At 55.9% G+C, this 17,647-nt stretch carries 10 protein-coding genes, 2 tRNA genes and 4 rRNA genes (1 of these 16 cut by a window edge); 13 read left to right on the top strand and 3 right to left on the bottom strand.

Translation table 11 applies throughout. The annotated features are described in order from the left end of the window. Positions 1–138 precede the first annotated feature (138 nt). Both ACZ5WQ_RS11145 and ACZ5WQ_RS11140 read right to left on the bottom strand, forming a co-directional pair. Entirely contained in the window at positions 139–420 is a 282-nt protein-coding gene (locus tag ACZ5WQ_RS11145; RefSeq protein ID WP_228246891.1) for a TfoX/Sxy family protein, read from the bottom strand. Positions 421–620: 200 nt separating this feature from the next. Then, positions 621–2,165, bottom strand: coding sequence for a bifunctional aminoglycoside phosphotransferase/ATP-binding protein (locus ACZ5WQ_RS11140; protein ID WP_464382322.1), 1,545 nt, complete (start codon positions 2,163–2,165; stop codon positions 621–623). A 123-nt stretch (positions 2,166–2,288) separates the two neighbouring features. Here ACZ5WQ_RS11140 and mrcB point away from each other — a divergent pair, with 123 nt between their 5' ends. From mrcB to ACZ5WQ_RS11125, 3 genes are all read left to right on the top strand, one after another. Next, positions 2,289–4,616, top strand: coding sequence for a penicillin-binding protein 1B (mrcB, locus tag ACZ5WQ_RS11135; RefSeq protein WP_269688597.1), 2,328 nt, complete (start codon positions 2,289–2,291; stop codon positions 4,614–4,616). Positions 4,617–4,680: 64 nt separating this feature from the next. Further along, entirely contained in the window at positions 4,681–5,367 is a 687-nt protein-coding gene (locus ACZ5WQ_RS11130) for a tetratricopeptide repeat protein (RefSeq protein ID WP_464383645.1), read from the top strand. Positions 5,368–5,387: 20 nt separating this feature from the next. Beyond that, positions 5,388–5,714 carry a YqcC family protein gene (locus ACZ5WQ_RS11125; protein ID WP_269688598.1) on the top strand — a complete coding sequence of 109 codons (327 nt, stop codon included), beginning with the start codon at positions 5,388–5,390 and terminating at the stop codon, positions 5,712–5,714. On the opposite strand, the gene ACZ5WQ_RS11120 is transcribed toward ACZ5WQ_RS11125, so the two are convergent. Then, the gene (locus tag ACZ5WQ_RS11120; protein WP_233048350.1) at positions 5,705–6,139 is read right to left on the bottom strand and encodes a DUF4124 domain-containing protein; all 435 of its coding nucleotides are present in this window, start codon (positions 6,137–6,139) and stop codon (positions 5,705–5,707) included. The genes ACZ5WQ_RS11125 and ACZ5WQ_RS11120 overlap by 10 nt on opposite strands. A 414-nt stretch (positions 6,140–6,553) precedes the next feature. Here ACZ5WQ_RS11120 and ACZ5WQ_RS11115 point away from each other — a divergent pair, with 414 nt between their 5' ends. The 10 genes from ACZ5WQ_RS11115 to ACZ5WQ_RS11070 all read left to right on the top strand — a co-directional run. Further along, positions 6,554–8,284, top strand: a complete 1,731-nt coding sequence (locus tag ACZ5WQ_RS11115; protein ID WP_464382321.1) for an acetolactate synthase 3 large subunit — start codon at positions 6,554–6,556, stop codon at positions 8,282–8,284. Position 8,285: 1 nt separating this feature from the next. Continuing rightward, positions 8,286–8,777 carry an acetolactate synthase small subunit gene (gene ilvN / locus ACZ5WQ_RS11110; RefSeq protein WP_088276445.1) on the top strand — a complete coding sequence of 164 codons (492 nt, stop codon included), beginning with the start codon at positions 8,286–8,288 and terminating at the stop codon, positions 8,775–8,777. 49 nt (positions 8,778–8,826) lie between these two features. Then, on the top strand, positions 8,827–9,843 hold the full coding sequence (ilvC, locus tag ACZ5WQ_RS11105) for a ketol-acid reductoisomerase (RefSeq protein WP_088276446.1): 1,017 nt from the start codon (positions 8,827–8,829) through the stop codon (positions 9,841–9,843). Between the two features lie 126 nt (positions 9,844–9,969). Next, positions 9,970–10,800, top strand: coding sequence for a CDP-diacylglycerol--serine O-phosphatidyltransferase (pssA, locus tag ACZ5WQ_RS11100; RefSeq protein WP_233048348.1), 831 nt, complete (start codon positions 9,970–9,972; stop codon positions 10,798–10,800). Between the two features lie 572 nt (positions 10,801–11,372). After that, positions 11,373–12,909 (top strand): 16S ribosomal RNA (locus ACZ5WQ_RS11095). Positions 12,910–12,975: 66 nt separating this feature from the next. Next, positions 12,976–13,052: transfer RNA gene (locus ACZ5WQ_RS11090), tRNA-Ile, on the top strand. Between the two features lie 24 nt (positions 13,053–13,076). Beyond that, positions 13,077–13,152: transfer RNA gene (locus ACZ5WQ_RS11085), tRNA-Ala, on the top strand. 278 nt (positions 13,153–13,430) lie between these two features. Continuing rightward, positions 13,431–16,319: ribosomal RNA gene (locus ACZ5WQ_RS11080) — 23S ribosomal RNA — on the top strand. 138 nt (positions 16,320–16,457) lie between these two features. Beyond that, positions 16,458–16,573 (top strand): 5S ribosomal RNA (gene rrf, locus ACZ5WQ_RS11075). A gap of 372 nt (positions 16,574–16,945) precedes the next feature. Beyond that, positions 16,946–17,647, top strand: a 16S ribosomal RNA gene (locus ACZ5WQ_RS11070) (it continues 835 nt past the right edge of the window). The 16S, 23S and 5S rRNA genes sit together here with 2 tRNA genes alongside, the layout of an rRNA operon.

Here is a 17,647-nt window from a genome sequence, read left to right as displayed (position 1 = left end):
TCGGAATCACGGGGTCGGACGGGGACGCCGACACTGCAGGATAGCGTTACATTAGCGCAGTCAGGTTGCATTACGTCAACATAAAAGGCTGCCGGTACACGGGCAAGATGATCGCGGTGCCAGTGTGAGCCAGGTCGCTTAATCCTCGCCGGTGTCGCTGCCTGTTCTGCCCTCAAGCTGCTCGAGCAACTGGCGCTTGTATGCCGGATCAAGTTCATTCCAGTGCACGTTTTGCAGGGCGCCGGCGATTGAGAACATCAGTGCCTTGGAAGCATTGAAGCCGCGCGTGCGAACGGCGCGGTAGGCCTCTACCGGCCCCAGCTGGCGGAGCTGGTCAAGGCTGTGGATGCCGGAGGCGTGCAGCCATTGCGCCGAGGTTTTTCCAAGGTTGCGCAGGCCCAGCAGTTCATCGGTATCCATAGGGGCACTCCCGCGTGGATCGTTGCGATTCTGGGGTGCTACGTGAAGACAGCAAAGGCAGAAGGCGAGATGGGCCCGGCACGGTATCCGGGCACAGAGTAATATGCGGCATGGCGTCGGGTTCGGCTTTTGTTATTAGTGATCCCGAACTGCAGTGTAGATCGACCTTGGCTATCCGTACAGCGAGCGACGGCCAGCGCTTAAAGGCGCTGGCGAAGCTGCTCGGCAATGCTGTTCATGGCTTCCTCGCTGCTGGTATCGATCTGCACAGCCAGTTGTGCCTCCTCGTCACTGAGCGGTTGCCGGGTGGTCAGTTGGTGGTGCATGACTTCAATACCTGCGTCGGAGATGTCACCGCCTTGCTGCTGGCGTTGCTCAAGCCAGTGTTCGATTACTTCCTGCGGTGCTTCGCATTGAAGAATCAGGCAGGGCGCGCCCTGATTTTCGATAGCATCGCGGACCAGGTCGCGCTGGTTCTGCTTCAGATGGGTTGCATCAACAATCACGGGGTAGCCGCTGGCGAGTATCTGGGCGGCCAGATTGGCTAGCCGCCGGTATGTTTGTTCGCTGCGTTCCGGGCTGTAAAGGCCGGACTCCAGGCTGGCATTGTCTTCGTCGCCGAACAGGCGTTTGCGCTCGACGTCGGAACGGATGCGAATGGCGCCGAGTTGCTCAACCAGCTTGACGGCCAGGGTGCTTTTGCCGCTACCTGAGACGCCGACGGTCAGCAGGCCGAAGCGCGGCGCCAGTTCGCTGTAGCTTTCGGCCAGCGCGGTATAGCCGTAGTAGCGCTGCATGGTTGCGGCCCGCTGCTCCTCGGTCATGCCGTCGTTGAGGCCGAACAGGGCAACCTTGGCTCGTACCATGGCCCGGTAGGCCTTGTAGTAGTTAAGCACTGCGAGTCCCTGGTAGTCGCCGGTCTGTTCCAGATAGGCGCTGACAAAACGGTTTGACAGGGCGTGCAGGCCGCGGTCTTCAAGATCCATGCTCATGAACGCGACATCGGCCATGACGTCGGTCCAGCGGAAGGGCTCGTTGAACTCGATGCAGTCAAACAGAGTCACTTGCCCGTCGATCAGGGTAACGTTATCCAGGTAAACGTCGCCGTGACATTCGCGGACCATACCGCCGGCCTTGCGTTCGGCGATTTGGGGAATCAGCCGCTGGTAGGTAGTATTCGCCCACTGCTCGAGCGCGTCGAGCTGTCCAAGATCCCGTGCACTGCTGAGGAAGGGGCGGATCTGTTCAAAGTTCTGGGCAACCGGGGCATGAACCTGCTCCGGCGCGCCGAACGGGGTATCGAGTTCGGCGTGTTCGATCTGGCCGTGAAAACGCGCCATAACCTGGGCAAGTTCGTCGATATGGGCGCTGGTCAGACCGCCGTCCCGCTGCAGATTGCTCAGCAGGTCCTGCTGGCGGAACTGCCGGGTCTTGACCATGTACTCGATGGCAGGACCTTCGCCGCCCAGGGTTGGTGCGTCTTCGCTGCCGGTGACGGCAATGACGTCAAGGTACAGGTCGGGCGCGATACGGCGGTTCAGACGAACCTCTTCACGGCAGAAATGCTCGCGTTGCGCCAGTGTGGAAAAGTCGAGAAAACCGAAGTTCACGGGCTTCTTGACCTTGTAGACGTAGTCGCCGGTCAGCAGTACCCAGGAAATGTGGGTCTCGATCAGAGTAAAACCGCTCACCGGGTGGTCATACAGGTCAGGGTTCTGCAGCGCAGTTAACAGGGTCTGGCTCACGACGTTTCCTTGTTTGGTCGGCAATGCGAACATTATGCGGGTTGGCTGGTCCGAGGCCAACCATAGTCAATTACCGGCGGCAGCGGCTGCGGGTTCAACGGATGCGGAGCAAGACAGACAACGATGGCTAAAAAACGCAGGTCTCGAGGCAAGGTCAAGTCCACTGGCGGGCGCCGGTTATGGGGTTGGCTGCTCAAGTTGGGACTGGTCGGCATGGTGCTGCTGGGCGCGCTCGCGGTCTATCTGGACGCGGTTGTGCAGGAGAAGTTTTCGGGCAAGCGCTGGGCCGTGCCGGCCAAGGTATTCGCGCGGCCGCTGGAACTGTACGCGGGGCGTGCCCTCACCCGTGATGACTTCCTCACCGAACTGCGTGCGCTGGGCTACCGGCAGACCAATGCGGCCAACGGGCCGGGGCAGATGGCGGTGGGCAGCAATCGTATCGATGTCTACACCCGCGGTTTTCAGTTTTTCGAGGGCACCGAGCCAGCGCAGAAGGTCAGCGTCCACTTCAACGGTTCAACCATCAGCAGCATTGGCGGCAATCGTGACCTGGTGATGGCGCGGCTTGAGCCCATGATGATCGGCGGTATCTACCCGGCACACAACGAGGATCGCATCCTGATTCGGCTGGATCAGGCGCCACCTTATCTGGTTGATTCGCTGGTTGCTGTGGAAGACCGCGATTTTTTCAATCACTTCGGCGTATCGCCCAAGGGGATTGCCCGTGCGATGTTCGTCAACCTGACCTCTGGCAGCTTGCAGCAGGGCGGCAGCACGCTGACCCAGCAACTGGTAAAAAACTTCTTCCTCTCGGCCGACCGCAATATCGTGCGCAAAGGGCTTGAAGCCATGATGGCGGTGCTGCTGGAGTTGCACTACAGCAAGGAAGACATTCTCGAGGCGTACCTCAACGAAGTGTTCCTGGGCCAGGATGGCAATCGTGCCGTACACGGTTTTGGCCTGGCCAGTCAGTACTACTTCGCCCAACCGTTGCAGGAACTGCAGCTGCACCAGGTCGCGCTGCTGGTGGGTATGGTCAAGGGGGCGTCCTACTACAATCCGCGTCGCAACCCGGAGCGGGCGATGACCCGGCGCAATCTGGTTCTGGATCTGATGGCTGAGCAGGGCATGATCAGCCAGCAGCAGGCCAGTGATGCCAAAGGTAAGCCGCTGGATGTGACGGTTGGCGGCAGTATGGCCAACACCAGTCATCCGGCGTTTATGGATCTGGTCAAACGTCAGTTGCGTGCCGACTATCGCGATGAGGATTTGACCAGCGAGGGGCTGCGTATTTTCACCAGCTTTGATCCGTTGCTGCAGAAGAAGGCTGAAGATGCCGTGCAATCGACGCTCAAGCGCTTTGGTCAGACACCGGACAGACCGCCGCTGGAAGCGGCAATGGTGGTGACTGGCGCGCAGACCGGCGAGGTGCTTGCGCTGGTAGGCGGCAGCAATCCGCGTTTCTCCGGTTTCAACCGGGCGCTTGATGCTTCGCGGCCAATCGGCTCGTTGATCAAGCCCGCGATCTATCTGACTGCCCTGGAAAAGCCGGAGCGCTATTCGCTGATTACTCCGATTGACGATGAGCCGATTACCCTTGAGGCCGAGCCCGGCAAGACCTGGTCTCCGCAGAACTATGATCGGCAGAGCCACGGGCAGGTGCCGCTCTATATGGCCCTGGCCAAGTCCTACAATCAGGCCGCGGTGCGTGTTGGCGTGGATGTTGGCGTGGACAATGTGCTCAATACTGTCCGGCGGCTTGGTGTTGACCACGACTGGCCGGCCTATCCGGCGATGCTGCTGGGGTCTGGAGCAATGACCCCCATGCAGGTAGCCGATATGTTTCAGACCATCGCCAATGGCGGATTCAATACGCCGCTGCGTGCAATTCGCAACGTACTGACTGCCGAGGGCGAGCCGCTCAAGCGTTATCCGTTCGAGGTGCGCCAGCGCTTTGATTCGGCGACGATCTACCTGACTCAGGAAGCCATGAGTCATGTCATGAGTGAAGGCACCGGTCGTTCGGCCTACAGCCATGTGCCGGCGAACGTGCGACTGGCGGGCAAAACCGGCACAACAAATGACCTGCGCGACAGCTGGTTTGCCGGCTTCTCTGACGATCTGGTCGCCGTGTCGTGGATCGGTCGTGATGACAACAGTCAGACGCGACTGACCGGTGCGACTGGCGCGCTTCAGGTTTGGAACGCGTTTATGGGGCAGGCGCATCCGCAGAGCCTGTCGGCAGTGCCGCCGGGTGGTGTGGTTTCGGCCTGGGTTGACCCTGCGACCGGGCTTGGCAGCGATCCGTCCTGCGAGGGCAGCGTCGAGTTTCCGTTCCGCGCCGGTTACGAGCCACTGCCTGGCCCGGGATGCCGGCCGGTGATCGATACCGAGGTCCTTCGAGACGGTGCCAATCGTGTGCTGGATACCATTCGCGACTGGCTGCGTTGAGCTGCTCTCAGTATGCTGTTGCGAATCCCGGCTCAGATGATTCAGCAGAGGAACAGACGTGAAGATGATTAAACAGGCTGCACTGACTGCAGCCGCCCTGGCGGTGCTGTCCGGTTGTACCGTTTCGGGCGGGGCGATCCCGGTAGTGGATTCGGGGCGCCCGGTATCCAATGAGGATATGCGCACCGGTGCGGGCAGGGTCGTCGGCAGTTCTCCGCAAACCTCTGCGCCGCAGGATAGCGGTGTGGTCGTGATGGTTCCGGATGGTGCTGGCGGCTCCAGTGCCGTGCAGTCCTACCCGCTGGACAGTCAGCCGGTGTTTTCGACCGATGTCGGCGGCGCCGCTGCAGGCACAGCCGGTAGCAGCACTGGCAGCAGTACCGGCGGCAGTACCGGCGGCAGCTCCGTGCTGCAACCCGATGAGCAGCTTTCCGGCCCGGTGCTGGCGTTGCTGACGACGGCGCGGCAACAGGAAGGCAGCGGTGATCTCAATGGTGCCAATGCCAGTCTGGAGCGAGCCATGCGCATCGCTCCGCGCGAACCTCAGGTGCTGTATCGGCTGGCGCAGGTGCGGTTGCGTCAAGGGGATGCCGCCCAGGCAGAACAACTGGCACAGCGCGGTCTGACCTACGCGTCCGGCCGTCCAGCCCTGCAGGCCGGGCTTTGGGAGCTGGTCGCGCAGGCGCGTGATGCGCAAGGCAATAGCGCTGGTGCCGAACAGGCGCGTCAGCGGGCTCGCGTTTCGCTTTGAGTGCGGCTACCGGACAGGCCTTGCTCAATGCGCTTGGCGAACTTGAGCAAGTCCTTCGCGAGCTGGGGCTCTGGTCGCAGACAGCTCCGGAAGACTGGCGCCTGGAGAGTCAGGCACCATTCTGTGTTGATACTCTTGCCTTCGAGCATTGGCTGCAGTGGGTGCTCATACCGCAGATAACGATGCTCATTGAGCAGGGGCGGCCACTGCCCGGTGAGTGTCGGCTGCATCCGATGGGTGAGCAGGTTTTTGCTCACCTCGGTCGTCGACGCGAAAGTCTGCTGGCTGCTCTGATCAGTATCGATCACCTTGCTGCCCGCTGGGCTGAGGCTGTCCGTCAGTCCTGACAGTACTTCTGCAAGTCTGAGCGAGTTTCGGCGATCATGGCCTGTCGCTCATCTTCACCTATGCGCTCAACCGTGCCGTCCGGCAAGGTGCGACTCAGGCGCGGGTTGTTTTCCATCGTGGTGAGGCGATTGCGCTGTGATGCACAGTACGCTTCAAGCTCCGCTTTGGCAGCGGCCTCATCGACTGCCGGGGATACATCGTTTGTCGCTGGCTCCGGGCTGTCACTGGTCACAGGTGGGTTCGGCTGCGCCGGCGCACCCAGCTCCGGCACGGGTGCAACGTTCATGCGCTGATATTGACTGTCTGGCGGAGGTTGCTGGCTGAACTGTGTCACGCCATTTTCATCGACCCATTTGTACAGCTGGGTCGCCATTGCGCTGCTGCAGCCCAGGGCCAGTAGGAAGGTGATCATCAACTTGCGCATGGTTCTAGCATCCTTGTATTGCCGCGAAATAAGCGTTGCCCGCTACCGAGTGCGGATCCTCTTGACAAGGTATATCCCTTGGTAGGGGTTTTCTGCAACTTGGCTTGACTTGTACGTCTTGAGTGTAAACAATTCGTGGTTCTCATGAGTCAGCTGTTTTCGGAGCACACCCCGCGTTCGTGACGGCTGATTTTGTTGCTCATTCCGGGAGGCGAAACCCGTCGCCACCTGGCCTGGCACCCGCACGCGCTACCTCGCGCTGGGTGAGGTGATTCCGAAACAGCAGGAATGCGCCTCCAAGCACGTAGTCAAAGCTGATGCAGTACAACCACCGTTGTTCTGCGCTGCCGAGCAGTAAACAGGTATCCTGCTGCCCGCCATGTTGGTGGTCGGCATGCTAGAGGTGATTCAAAAGTGGAGCTTTTATCCGGCGCTGAGATGGTCGTCCGCTCATTGCGTGACGAGGGTGTTAAATACATCTACGGGTACCCGGGCGGTGCCCTTCTGCATATCTACGATGCCATTTTTCGGCAGGATGACGTAGAGCATATTCTGGTTCGCCACGAACAGGCCGCAGCCCATATGGCTGATGGTTACGCGCGCGCCACCGGCAAGCCCGGTGTGGTGTTGGTGACCTCCGGTCCGGGCGCGACCAATACCATTACCGGTATTGCGACTGCCTACATGGATTCCATTCCGATGGTCGTCATCTCCGGTCAGGTTGCGAGCAACATGGTGGGCTCCGATGCCTTCCAGGAAACCGACATGGTCGGCGTCTCCCGCCCGATCGTGAAGCACAGCTTCATGGTCAAGGATCCGCGCGAGATTCCCGAGGTCATCAAGAAGGCCTTCTATCTGGCTCAGAGTGGTCGTCCTGGCCCTGTTGTCATCGACATTCCCAAGGACATGACCAATCCGGCCGACAAGTTCGAGTACAGCTACCCGAAGAAGGTCAAGCTGCGCTCCTATAATCCGGCTACCCGCGGTCATTCCGGCCAGATCCGCAAAGCCGTCGAGATGATGCTGGCGGCCAAGCGTCCGGTCATCTACTCCGGTGGCGGGGTCATTCTGGGTGGAGCATCAACTCCTCTGACCGAGCTGGCCAAGGCGCTGAATGTGCCGGTTACCAACACGCTGATGGGCTTGGGCGCATTCCCTGGCACCGATCGGCAGTTTGTCGGCATGCTGGGTATGCATGGCAGCTACACCGCCAACCTGACAATGCATCACGCGGATGTAATCCTGGCGGTCGGCGCACGATTTGATGACCGCGTCATCAACGGTGAGGACTCTTCCAAGTTCTGCCCGAACGCCAAGATTATTCATATCGATATCGATCCGGCGTCTATCTCCAAGATGGTCAAGGCCGATATTCCGATCGTCGGTCCGGTCGAGAGCGTGCTGGCCGAGATGGTTGCGATCCTCAAGGAGATCGGTGAAACACCCGATCCTGATGCGCAGGCAACCTGGTGGAAGCAGATCGACGAGTGGCGCGGCGATGGCGCGCTGTTTCCCTATGACAAGGGTGACGGCAGCATCATCAAGCCCCAGGCCGTGATCGAGGCGTTGTGGGAAGTCACTGGAGGCGATGCCTTCATCACTTCTGACGTTGGCCAGCACCAGATGTTCGCGGCGCAGTACTACCGCTTTGACAAGCCCAATCGCTGGATCAACTCCGGCGGCCTGGGGACCATGGGCTTCGGCTTTCCGGCAGCCATGGGCGTGCAGCTGAATTTTCCGGAGGCCACCGTCGCCTGTGTTACCGGCGAAGGCAGTATCCAGATGAACATTCAGGAGCTCTCGACCTGCCTGCAGTACGACATGCCGGTCAAGATCGTCAATCTGAACAACGGTGCGCTCGGCATGGTCCGCCAATGGCAGGACATGCAGTACAACAGTCGCTATTCGCACTCCTACATGGATTCGCTGCCGGACTTCGTCAAGCTGGCCGAGGCCTATGGTCACGTGGGTATTCGCATCACTGATCCGAAGGAGCTCAAGAGCAAGATGGCTGAAGCGTTTGCCATGAAGGATCGACTGGTCTTCCTGGACATTGCGGTTGATACCAGTGAGCACGTCTACCCGATGCAGATTCGTGGTGGCGCGATGCGTGATATGTGGCTGAGCAAAACGGAGCGCACCTGACATGAGACACATCATTTCCGTTCTTCTGGAAAACGAGCCAGGCGCGCTCTCTCGGGTGGTTGGTCTGTTTTCGCAGCGCAACTACAACATCGAGACGCTGACGGTTGCGCCGACTGAAGATCCGACCTTGTCGCGCCTGACGCTGACAACCGTCGGTCAGGATGAGGTGATCGAGCAGATCACCAAGAACCTCAACAAGCTGATCGAAGTGGTGAAGCTGGTCAACTTGTCCGAAGGTGCCCACATTGAGCGCGAGTTGATGCTGGTCAAGATCAAGGCTACCGGCGCTCAGCGTGCCGAGGTCAAGCGGACGACTGATATCTTCCGCGGTCAGATCGTGGATGTGTCACCGAGTGTCTATACCGTGCAGCTGACTGGAACCAGCGACAAGCTGAACAGCTTTGTCGAGGCCATCGGTCCGACGTCGGTACTGGAAGTTGTGCGCACTGGGGTATCGGGTATCGCCCGCGGTGAAAAGGTTTTGAGTATCTAAACTAATGGGTTGCGGGCCAGATGGCCCGCTCAGTAAGCAGGGGAATTTCATGCAAGTCTATTACGATAAAGATTGTGATCTGAGCATCATCCAGGGCAAGAAAGTTGCCATCATCGGCTACGGTTCGCAGGGCCACGCGCACGCCTGCAACCTGAAAGACTCCGGCGTCGATGTAACTGTTGGCCTGCGTCCTGGTTCCAGCTCCATCGCCAAGGCTGAGGCCCATGGCCTGAAGGTCAGCGATGTGCCGGCCGCTGTTGCAGCAGCTGACGTTGTCATGATCCTGACCCCGGACGAATTCCAGTCTCAGCTGTACAAGGCCGAGATTGAGCCCAACCTGAAGCAGGGCGCTACCCTGGCCTTCGCTCACGGCTTTGCTATCCACTACAACCAGATCGTTCCGCGTGCTGACCTTGACGTCATCATGATCGCACCGAAAGCGCCGGGCCATACTGTGCGCTCGGAGTTCGTCAAGGGCGGCGGTATTCCTGACCTGATCGCGATCTTCCAGGACGCGTCCGGCAATGCCAAGAACGTTGCGCTGTCCTACGCCAGCGGTGTGGGCGGCGGTCGTACCGGCATCATCGAAACTACGTTCAAGGATGAGACCGAAACCGACTTGTTCGGTGAGCAGGCTGTTCTGTGTGGCGGTGCTGTCGAGCTGGTCAAGGCCGGTTTCGAAACGCTCGTTGAGGCAGGCTACGCGCCGGAAATGGCCTACTTCGAATGTCTGCACGAACTGAAGCTGATCGTCGACCTGATGTACGAAGGCGGTATCGCCAACATGAACTACTCCATCTCCAACAACGCGGAGTATGGTGAGTACGTGACTGGCCCGGAAGTCATCAACGATGAGTCCCGTGCAGCCATGCGCAATGCCCTGAAGCGTATTCAGGACGGTGAGTACGCCAAGATGTTCATCGCTGAAGGTGCTCACAACTATCCGTCGATGACTGCTGCCCGTCGTAACAACGCGGCGCACCCGATCGAGCAGGTGGGTGAGAAGCTCCGCGCAATGATGCCGTGGATTGCTTCGAACAAGATCGTCGACAAGTCCAAGAACTAAGTCGAGCGATAATGAAAAACGCGGCTTTCAAGCCGCGTTTTTTTATGTCCGAACGCGGAGCTGAACTGGTTATTTGTTTGTCAAATTGCCACACTGTTCAGCCCGGCAATGTTGCAAGGTAACTCTATGACAGAACATCAAATCAAAGACCATGACACCGAGGTAGAAGGTGCACACGCGCTGCTGCCGATTGATGAGCACGTCGAAGAGGTGTCAGGGCCAGACGGTCGTAAGATTCGTCACAAAGGAATTTATCTGCTGCCCAATCTGTTTACCACGGCGGCGCTGTTTTCCGGCTTTTACGCCATTGTCAGTGCAATGGACGGCAACTTCACCCATGCGGCGGTCGCCATTTTCATTGCCATGGTGCTTGATGGCCTGGACGGCCGCGTTGCGCGTCTGACCAACACCCAGAGTGCCTTTGGTGCCGAGTACGACTCGTTGTCGGATATGGTCGCTTTCGGCATCGCCCCAGCTGTTGTTGTGTTCAGTTGGGCGTTGACTGATTTGGGTAAGGTGGGGTGGGTGTTTGCGTTCATCTACGTAGCGGGTGCTGCACTGCGTCTGGCTCGCTTCAACACGCATATTGGTGATGACGATAAGCGTTACTTCACCGGGTTGCCGAGCCCATCGGGGGCGGGGCTCGTCGCCGGCATGGTCTGGTCACTGAGTGACTTCGGTGTTGACGGCAATGATATTGCTCTGTTGGTTGGCATACTTACTGCGCTAGGCGGCTTGCTGATGGTCAGTAACTTCCGCTACTACAGCTTCAAGGATCTGGACTTCAAGGGGCGGGTTCCGTTCTTTGTCATTCTGGTGGTGGTGCTGGGGTTCGCGATCATTTCGTCTGACCCATCGCGGATACTGTGGGCAATCTTTGTTGGGTACACCATCTCCGGGCCAGTCATGTCCCTTTGGCGCTTGCGTCAGCGCACTAAGTCCGCCTCTGCTGAGTAATTTCGGGTTGCCTTGTAATAAAACAGTAATTAGGGCTTGACGGAAAATCTGACGGGCCTATAATTCGCCTCCTCGTCGGGCAGGATGCTTCGCTTAAAGCGCTTATTAATCAATAAGTTAGCTTGAAAATGAAGCTTGACAGTCCGGCGAGATGGCGTAGAATGCGCCGCCTCGAAAGGGTTGTTCGAAAGACGCCAGTTCGAGAGAGATGAGAAGTTCTCATCAGGTTGTTTGGAAGGTGTTGACAGCGGGGTTTGATCCTGTAGAATGCGCCTCCCTGGCCCGGAAAGCGAAGGCTTTTCCAGGTTGCTCAAGCGGGTTTTGAAGCGGTTAAAAACTTCAAATAAAAGCTTGACAGAACATAAGGTTAGCGTAAAATTCGCGGCCTTGGTTGAGCGGAAACGCTGACCGAATCGCTCTTTAACAATTTGAATCAAGTAATTCGTGTGGGTGCTTGCTGAATGTGCTCGATGATCAGAAAGATTATCAGCCTAGCAAGTAACTCTGTGAATTCATGAGTTTTTTGTAAAGCTGAGCCAAGTTTAGGGTTTTCTCAAAACCCAATCAGTATTTAACTGAAGAGTTTGATCATGGCTCAGATTGAACGCTGGCGGCAGGCCTAACACATGCAAGTCGAGCGGATGAAGGGAGCTTGCTCCTGGATTTAGCGGCGGACGGGTGAGTAATGCCTAGGAATCTGCCTGGTAGTGGGGGACAACGACTCGAAAGGGTCGCTAATACCGCATACGTCCTACGGGAGAAAGTGGGGGATCTTCGGACCTCACGCTATCAGATGAGCCTAGGTCGGATTAGCTTGTAGGTGAGGTAATGGCTCACCTAGGCAACGATCCGTAACTGGTCTGAGAGGATGATCAGTCACACTGGAACTGAGACACGGTCCAGACTCCTACGGGAGGCAGCAGTGGGGAATATTGGACAATGGGCGAAAGCCTGATCCAGCCATGCCGCGTGTGTGAAGAAGGTCTTCGGATTGTAAAGCACTTTAAGTTGGGAGGAAGGGTTGTAGTCTAATACGCTGCAATCTTGACGTTACCAACAGAATAAGCACCGGCTAACTCTGTGCCAGCAGCCGCGGTAATACAGAGGGTGCAAGCGTTAATCGGAATTACTGGGCGTAAAGCGCGCGTAGGCGGCTTGATAAGATGGGTGTGAAATCCCCGGGCTTAACCTGGGAACTGCATCCATAACTGTCTGGCTAGAGTACAGTAGAGGGTGGTGGAATTTCCTGTGTAGCGGTGAAATGCGTAGATATAGGAAGGAACACCAGTGGCGAAGGCGACCACCTGGACTGATACTGACGCTGAGGTGCGAAAGCGTGGGGAGCAAACAGGATTAGATACCCTGGTAGTCCACGCCGTAAACGATGTCTACTAGCCGTTGGAATCCTTGAGATTTTAGTGGCGCAGCTAACGCACTAAGTAGACCGCCTGGGGAGTACGGTCGCAAGATTAAAACTCAAATGAATTGACGGGGGCCCGCACAAGCGGTGGAGCATGTGGTTTAATTCGAAGCAACGCGAAGAACCTTACCTGGCCTTGACATGCAGAGAACTTTCCAGAGATGGATTGGTGCCTTCGGGAACTCTGACACAGGTGCTGCATGGCTGTCGTCAGCTCGTGTCGTGAGATGTTGGGTTAAGTCCCGTAACGAGCGCAACCCTTGTCCTTAGTTACCAGCACGTTATGGTGGGCACTCTAAGGAGACTGCCGGTGACAAACCGGAGGAAGGTGGGGATGACGTCAAGTCATCATGGCCCTTACGGCCAGGGCTACACACGTGCTACAATGGTCGGTACAGAGGGTTGCCAAGCCGCGAGGTGGAGCTAATCCCATAAAACCGATCGTAGTCCGGATTGGAGTCTGCAACTCGACTCCATGAAGTCGGAATCGCTAGTAATCGTGGATCAGAATGCCACGGTGAATACGTTCCCGGGCCTTGTACACACCGCCCGTCACACCATGGGAGTGGGTTGCACCAGAAGTAGCTAGTCTAACCTTCGGGAGGACGGTTACCACGGTGTGATTCATGACTGGGGTGAAGTCGTAACAAGGTAGCCGTAGGGGAACCTGCGGCTGGATCACCTCCTTAATCGAAAGATCTCGGCTGTTCCTCAAGCACTCACACGAATTACTTGATTCAGAAAGAAAGGCGATTGGGTCTGTAGCTCAGTTGGTTAGAGCGCACCCCTGATAAGGGTGAGGTCGGCAGTTCGAATCTGCCCAGACCCACCAATTGTCGAGGTGTAAGGTCTGAACGGGGCCATAGCTCAGCTGGGAGAGCGCCTGCCTTGCACGCAGGAGGTCAGCGGTTCGATCCCGCTTGGCTCCACCAGGACGACGCAGCACACGCCATAGAATGGAACTCAGAGTTCATATATGAACAATCAAACCCTTGATTGTTGATATCTGGTCTCTGAACCAGACGCTCTTTAAAAATTTGGATATGTGATAGAAGTACAGACACATGGCATGTTTCACTGCATGCAATGTGGCTAAGGTAAACTTGTAATCTCAAGTGCAAGTTCCGGAATTGTCGTTAATTCTGTTTTAAACCGATATCACTGAATAATCTGAGTTAAGTAATTAACTTAAGATTGTTTGGGGTTATATGGTCAAGTGAATAAGCGCATACGGTGGATGCCTTGGCAGTCAGAGGCGATGAAAGACGTGATAGCCTGCGATAAGCTTCGGGGAGGTGGCAAATGACCTTTGATCCGGAGATCTCTGAATGGGGAAACCCACCCAGCATAAGCTGGGTATCACACACTGAATACATAGGTGTGTGAGGCGAACCAGGGGAACTGAAACATCTAAGTACCCTGAGGAAAAGAAATCAACCGAGATTCCCCAAGTAGTGGCGAGCGAACGGGGACCAGCCCTTAAGCAGTTTTGAGTTTAGTAGAACGCTCTGGAAAGTGCGGCCATAGTGGGTGATAGCCCCGTATACGAAAGACTCTTAGCTGTGAAATCGAGTAGGTCGGCGCACGTGAAACGTTGACTGAACATGGGGGGACCATCCTCCAAGGCTAAATACTCCTGACTGACCGATAGTGAACCAGTACCGTGAGGGAAAGGCGAAAAGAACCCCTGTGAGGGGAGTGAAATAGAACCTGAAACCGTATGCGTACAAGCAGTGGGAGCAGACTTGTTCTGTGACTGCGTACCTTTTGTATAATGGGTCAGCGACTTATATTCAGTGGCGAGCTTAACCGTCTAGGGGAGGCGTAGGGAAACCGAGTCTTAATAGGGCGTTTAGTCGCTGGGTATAGACCCGAAACCGGGCGATCTATCCATGGGCAGGTTGAAGGTGCCGTAACAGGCACTGGAGGACCGAACCGACTACCGTTGAAAAGTTAGCGGATGACTTGTGGATAGGAGTGAAAGGCTAATCAAGCTCGGAGATAGCTGGTTCTCCTCGAAAGCTATTTAGGTAGCGCCTCGTGTATCACCACTGGGGGTAGAGCACTGTTTCGGCTAGGGGGTCATCCCGACTTACCAAACCGATGCAAACTCCGAATACCAGTGAGTGTCAGCACGGGAGACACACGGCGGGTGCTAACGTCCGTCGTGAAAAGGGAAACAACCCAGACCGTCAGCTAAGGTCCCAAAGTTATGGTTAAGTGGGAAACGATGTGGGAAGGCTTAGACAGCTAGGAGGTTGGCTTAGAAGCAGCCATCCTTTAAAGAAAGCGTAATAGCTCACTAGTCGAGTCGGCCTGCGCGGAAGATGTAACGGGGCTCAAACCATACACCGAAGCTACGGGTTCATCGTAAGATGAGCGGTAGAGGAGCGTTCTGTAAGCCTGTGAAGGTCAATTGAGAAGTTGGCTGGAGGTATCAGAAGTGCGAATGCTGACATGAGTAACGACAAAGGGAGTGAAAAACTCCCTCGCCGGAAGACCAAGGGTTCCTGCGCAACGTTAATCGACGCAGGGTGAGTCGACCCCTAAGGCGAGGCCGAAAGGCGTAGTCGATGGGAAACGGGTTAATATTCCCGTACTTCTAGTTACTGCGATGGAGGGACGGAGAAGGCTAGGCCAGCACGGCGTTGGTTGTCCGTGTTTAAGGTTGTAGGCTGGTGACTTAGGTAAATCCGGGTCGCTAAGGCCGAGAGCTGATGACGAGTGTTCTTTAGAACGCGAAGTGGTTGATGCCATGCTTCCAGGAAAAGCTTCTAAGCTTCAGGTAACTAGAAATCGTACCCCAAACCGACACAGGTGGTCAGGTAGAGAATACCAAGGCGCTTGAGAGAACTCGGGTGAAGGAACTAGGCAAAATGGCACCGTAACTTCGGGAGAAGGTGCGCCGATGAGGGTGAAGCATTTACTGCGTAAGCCCATGTCGGTCGAAGATACCAGGCCGCTGCAACTGTTTATTAAAAACATAGCACTCTGCAAACACGAAAGTGGACGTATAGGGTGTGACGCCTGCCCGGTGCCGGAAGGTTAATTGATGGGGTTAGCTTCGGCGAAGCTCTTGATCGAAGCCCCGGTAAACGGCGGCCGTAACTATAACGGTCCTAAGGTAGCGAAATTCCTTGTCGGGTAAGTTCCGACCTGCACGAATGGCGTAATGATGGCGGCGCTGTCTCCACCCGAGACTCAGTGAAATTGAAATCGCTGTGAAGATGCAGTGTATCCGCGGCTAGACGGAAAGACCCCGTGAACCTTTACTATAGCTTTGCACTGGACTTTGAATTTGCTTGTGTAGGATAGGTGGGAGGCTTTGAAGCGTGGACGCCAGTCTGCGTGGAGCCAACCTTGAAATACCACCCTGGCAACTTTGAGGTTCTAACTCTGGTCCGTTATCCGGATCGAGGACAGTGTATGGTGGGTAGTTTGACTGGGGCGGTCTCCTCCCAAAGAGTAACGGAGGAGTACGAAGGTGCGCTCAGCACGGTCGGAAATCGTGCGTAGAGTATAAAGGCAAAAGCGCGCTTGACTGCGAGACCAACACGTCGAGCAGGTACGAAAGTAGGTCTTAGTGATCCGGTGGTTCTGTATGGAAGGGCCATCGCTCAACGGATAAAAGGTACTCCGGGGATAACAGGCTGATACCGCCCAAGAGTTCATATCGACGGCGGTGTTTGGCACCTCGATGTCGGCTCATCACATCCTGGGGCTGAAGCCGGTCCCAAGGGTATGGCTGTTCGCCATTTAAAGTGGTACGCGAGCTGGGTTTAGAACGTCGTGAGACAGTTCGGTCCCTATCTGCCGTGGACGTTTGAGATTTGAGAGGGGCTGACCTTAGTACGAGAGGACCGGGTTGGACGAACCCCTGGTGTTCCGGTTGTGTCGCCAGACGCATTGCCGGGTAGCTACGTTCGGAAAAGATAACCGCTGAAAGCATCTAAGCGGGAAACTTGCCTCAAGATGAGATCTCACCGGGAGCTTGACTCCCCTAAAGGGCCGTCGAAGACTACGACGTTGATAGGTTGGGTGTGTAAGCGCTGTGAGGCGTTGAGCTAACCAATACTAATTGCCCGTGTGGCTTGACCATATAACACCCAAGCAATCTGGTGTTATCGAGCCAAACAGAAACAAACAACTTCGCGAACTTGCGAGATTGCAAATACCTTAGCTTCTGTCACACATCCAAGCTTTTTAAGCTGCACGCCCAGCGGGCAGCAACAAATTGCTTGACGACTATAGAGCATTGGAACCACCTGATCCCATCCCGAACTCAGAAGTGAAACGATGCATCGCCGATGGTAGTGTGGGGCATCCCCATGTGAGAGTAGGTCATCGTCAAGCACCTATACCGAACACCCCGATCAGTCATGGTCGGGGTGTTTTTTTATATAAAGTAGAAGCATATGAATTTGCTTCTACTGGCCCAGAAAGCGAAGGCTTTTCCAGGTTGTTCAAGCGGGTTTTGAAGTGGTTAAAAACTTCAAATAAAAGCTTGACAGAACATAAGGTTAGCGTAGAATTCGCGGCCTTGGTTAGGCGGAAACGCTGACCGAATCGCTCTTTAACAATTTGAATCAAGTAATTCGTGTGGGTGCTTGCTGAATGTGCTCGATGATCAGAAAGATTATCAGCCTAGCAAGTAACTCTGTGAATTCATGAGTTTTTTGTAAAGCTGAGCCAAGTTTAGGGTTTTCTCAAAACCCAATCAGTATTTAACTGAAGAGTTTGATCATGGCTCAGATTGAACGCTGGCGGCAGGCCTAACACATGCAAGTCGAGCGGATGAAGGGAGCTTGCTCCTGGATTTAGCGGCGGACGGGTGAGTAACGCCTAGGAATCTGCCTGGTAGTGGGGGACAACGACTCGAAAGGGTCGCTAATACCGCATACGTCCTACGGGAGAAAGTGGGGGATCTTCGGACCTCACGCTATCAGATGAGCCTAGGTCGGATTAGCTAGTAGGTGAGGTAATGGCTCACCTAGGCAACGATCCGTAACTGGTCTGAGAGGATGATCAGTCACACTGGAACTGAGACACGGTCCAGACTCCTACGGGAGGCAGCAGTGGGGAATATTGGACAATGGGCGAAAGCCTGATCCAGCCATGCCGCGTGTGTGAAGAAGGTCTTCGGATTGTAAAGCACTTTAAGTTGGGAGGAAGGGTTGTAGTCTAATACGCTGCAATCTTGACGTTACCAACAGAATAAGCACCGGCTAACTCTGTGCCAGCAGCCGCGGTAATACAGAGGGTGCAAGCGTTAATCGGAATTACTGGGCGTAAAGCGCGCGTAGGCGGCTTGATAAGATGGGTGTGAAATCCCCGGGCTTAACCTGGGAACTGCATCCATAACTGTCTGGCTAGAGTACAGTAGAGGGTGGTGGAATTTCCTGTGTAGCGGTGAAATGCGTAGATATA

It is taken from the genome of Halopseudomonas sp. T1L2 (assembly GCF_055397385.1).
This window is presented reverse-complemented; position numbering and strand designations above follow the sequence as displayed.

Bases quoted from the DNA above. Each gene is read 5' to 3' on its own strand.
- ACZ5WQ_RS11145 (WP_228246891.1), bottom strand. From the start codon at position 420: ATGGATACCGATGAACTGCTGGGCCTGCGCAACCTTGGAAAAACCTCG.
- mrcB (WP_269688597.1), top strand. From the start codon at position 2,289: ATGGCTAAAAAACGCAGGTCTCGAGGCAAGGTCAAGTCCACTGGCGGG.
- ACZ5WQ_RS11130 (WP_464383645.1), top strand. From the start codon at position 4,681: ATGATTAAACAGGCTGCACTGACTGCAGCCGCCCTGGCGGTGCTGTCC.
- ACZ5WQ_RS11120 (WP_233048350.1), bottom strand. From the start codon at position 6,139: ATGCGCAAGTTGATGATCACCTTCCTACTGGCCCTGGGCTGCAGCAGC.
- ilvN (WP_088276445.1), top strand. From the start codon at position 8,286: ATGAGACACATCATTTCCGTTCTTCTGGAAAACGAGCCAGGCGCGCTC.
- ilvC (WP_088276446.1), top strand. From the start codon at position 8,827: ATGCAAGTCTATTACGATAAAGATTGTGATCTGAGCATCATCCAGGGC.
- pssA (WP_233048348.1), top strand. From the start codon at position 9,970: ATGACAGAACATCAAATCAAAGACCATGACACCGAGGTAGAAGGTGCA.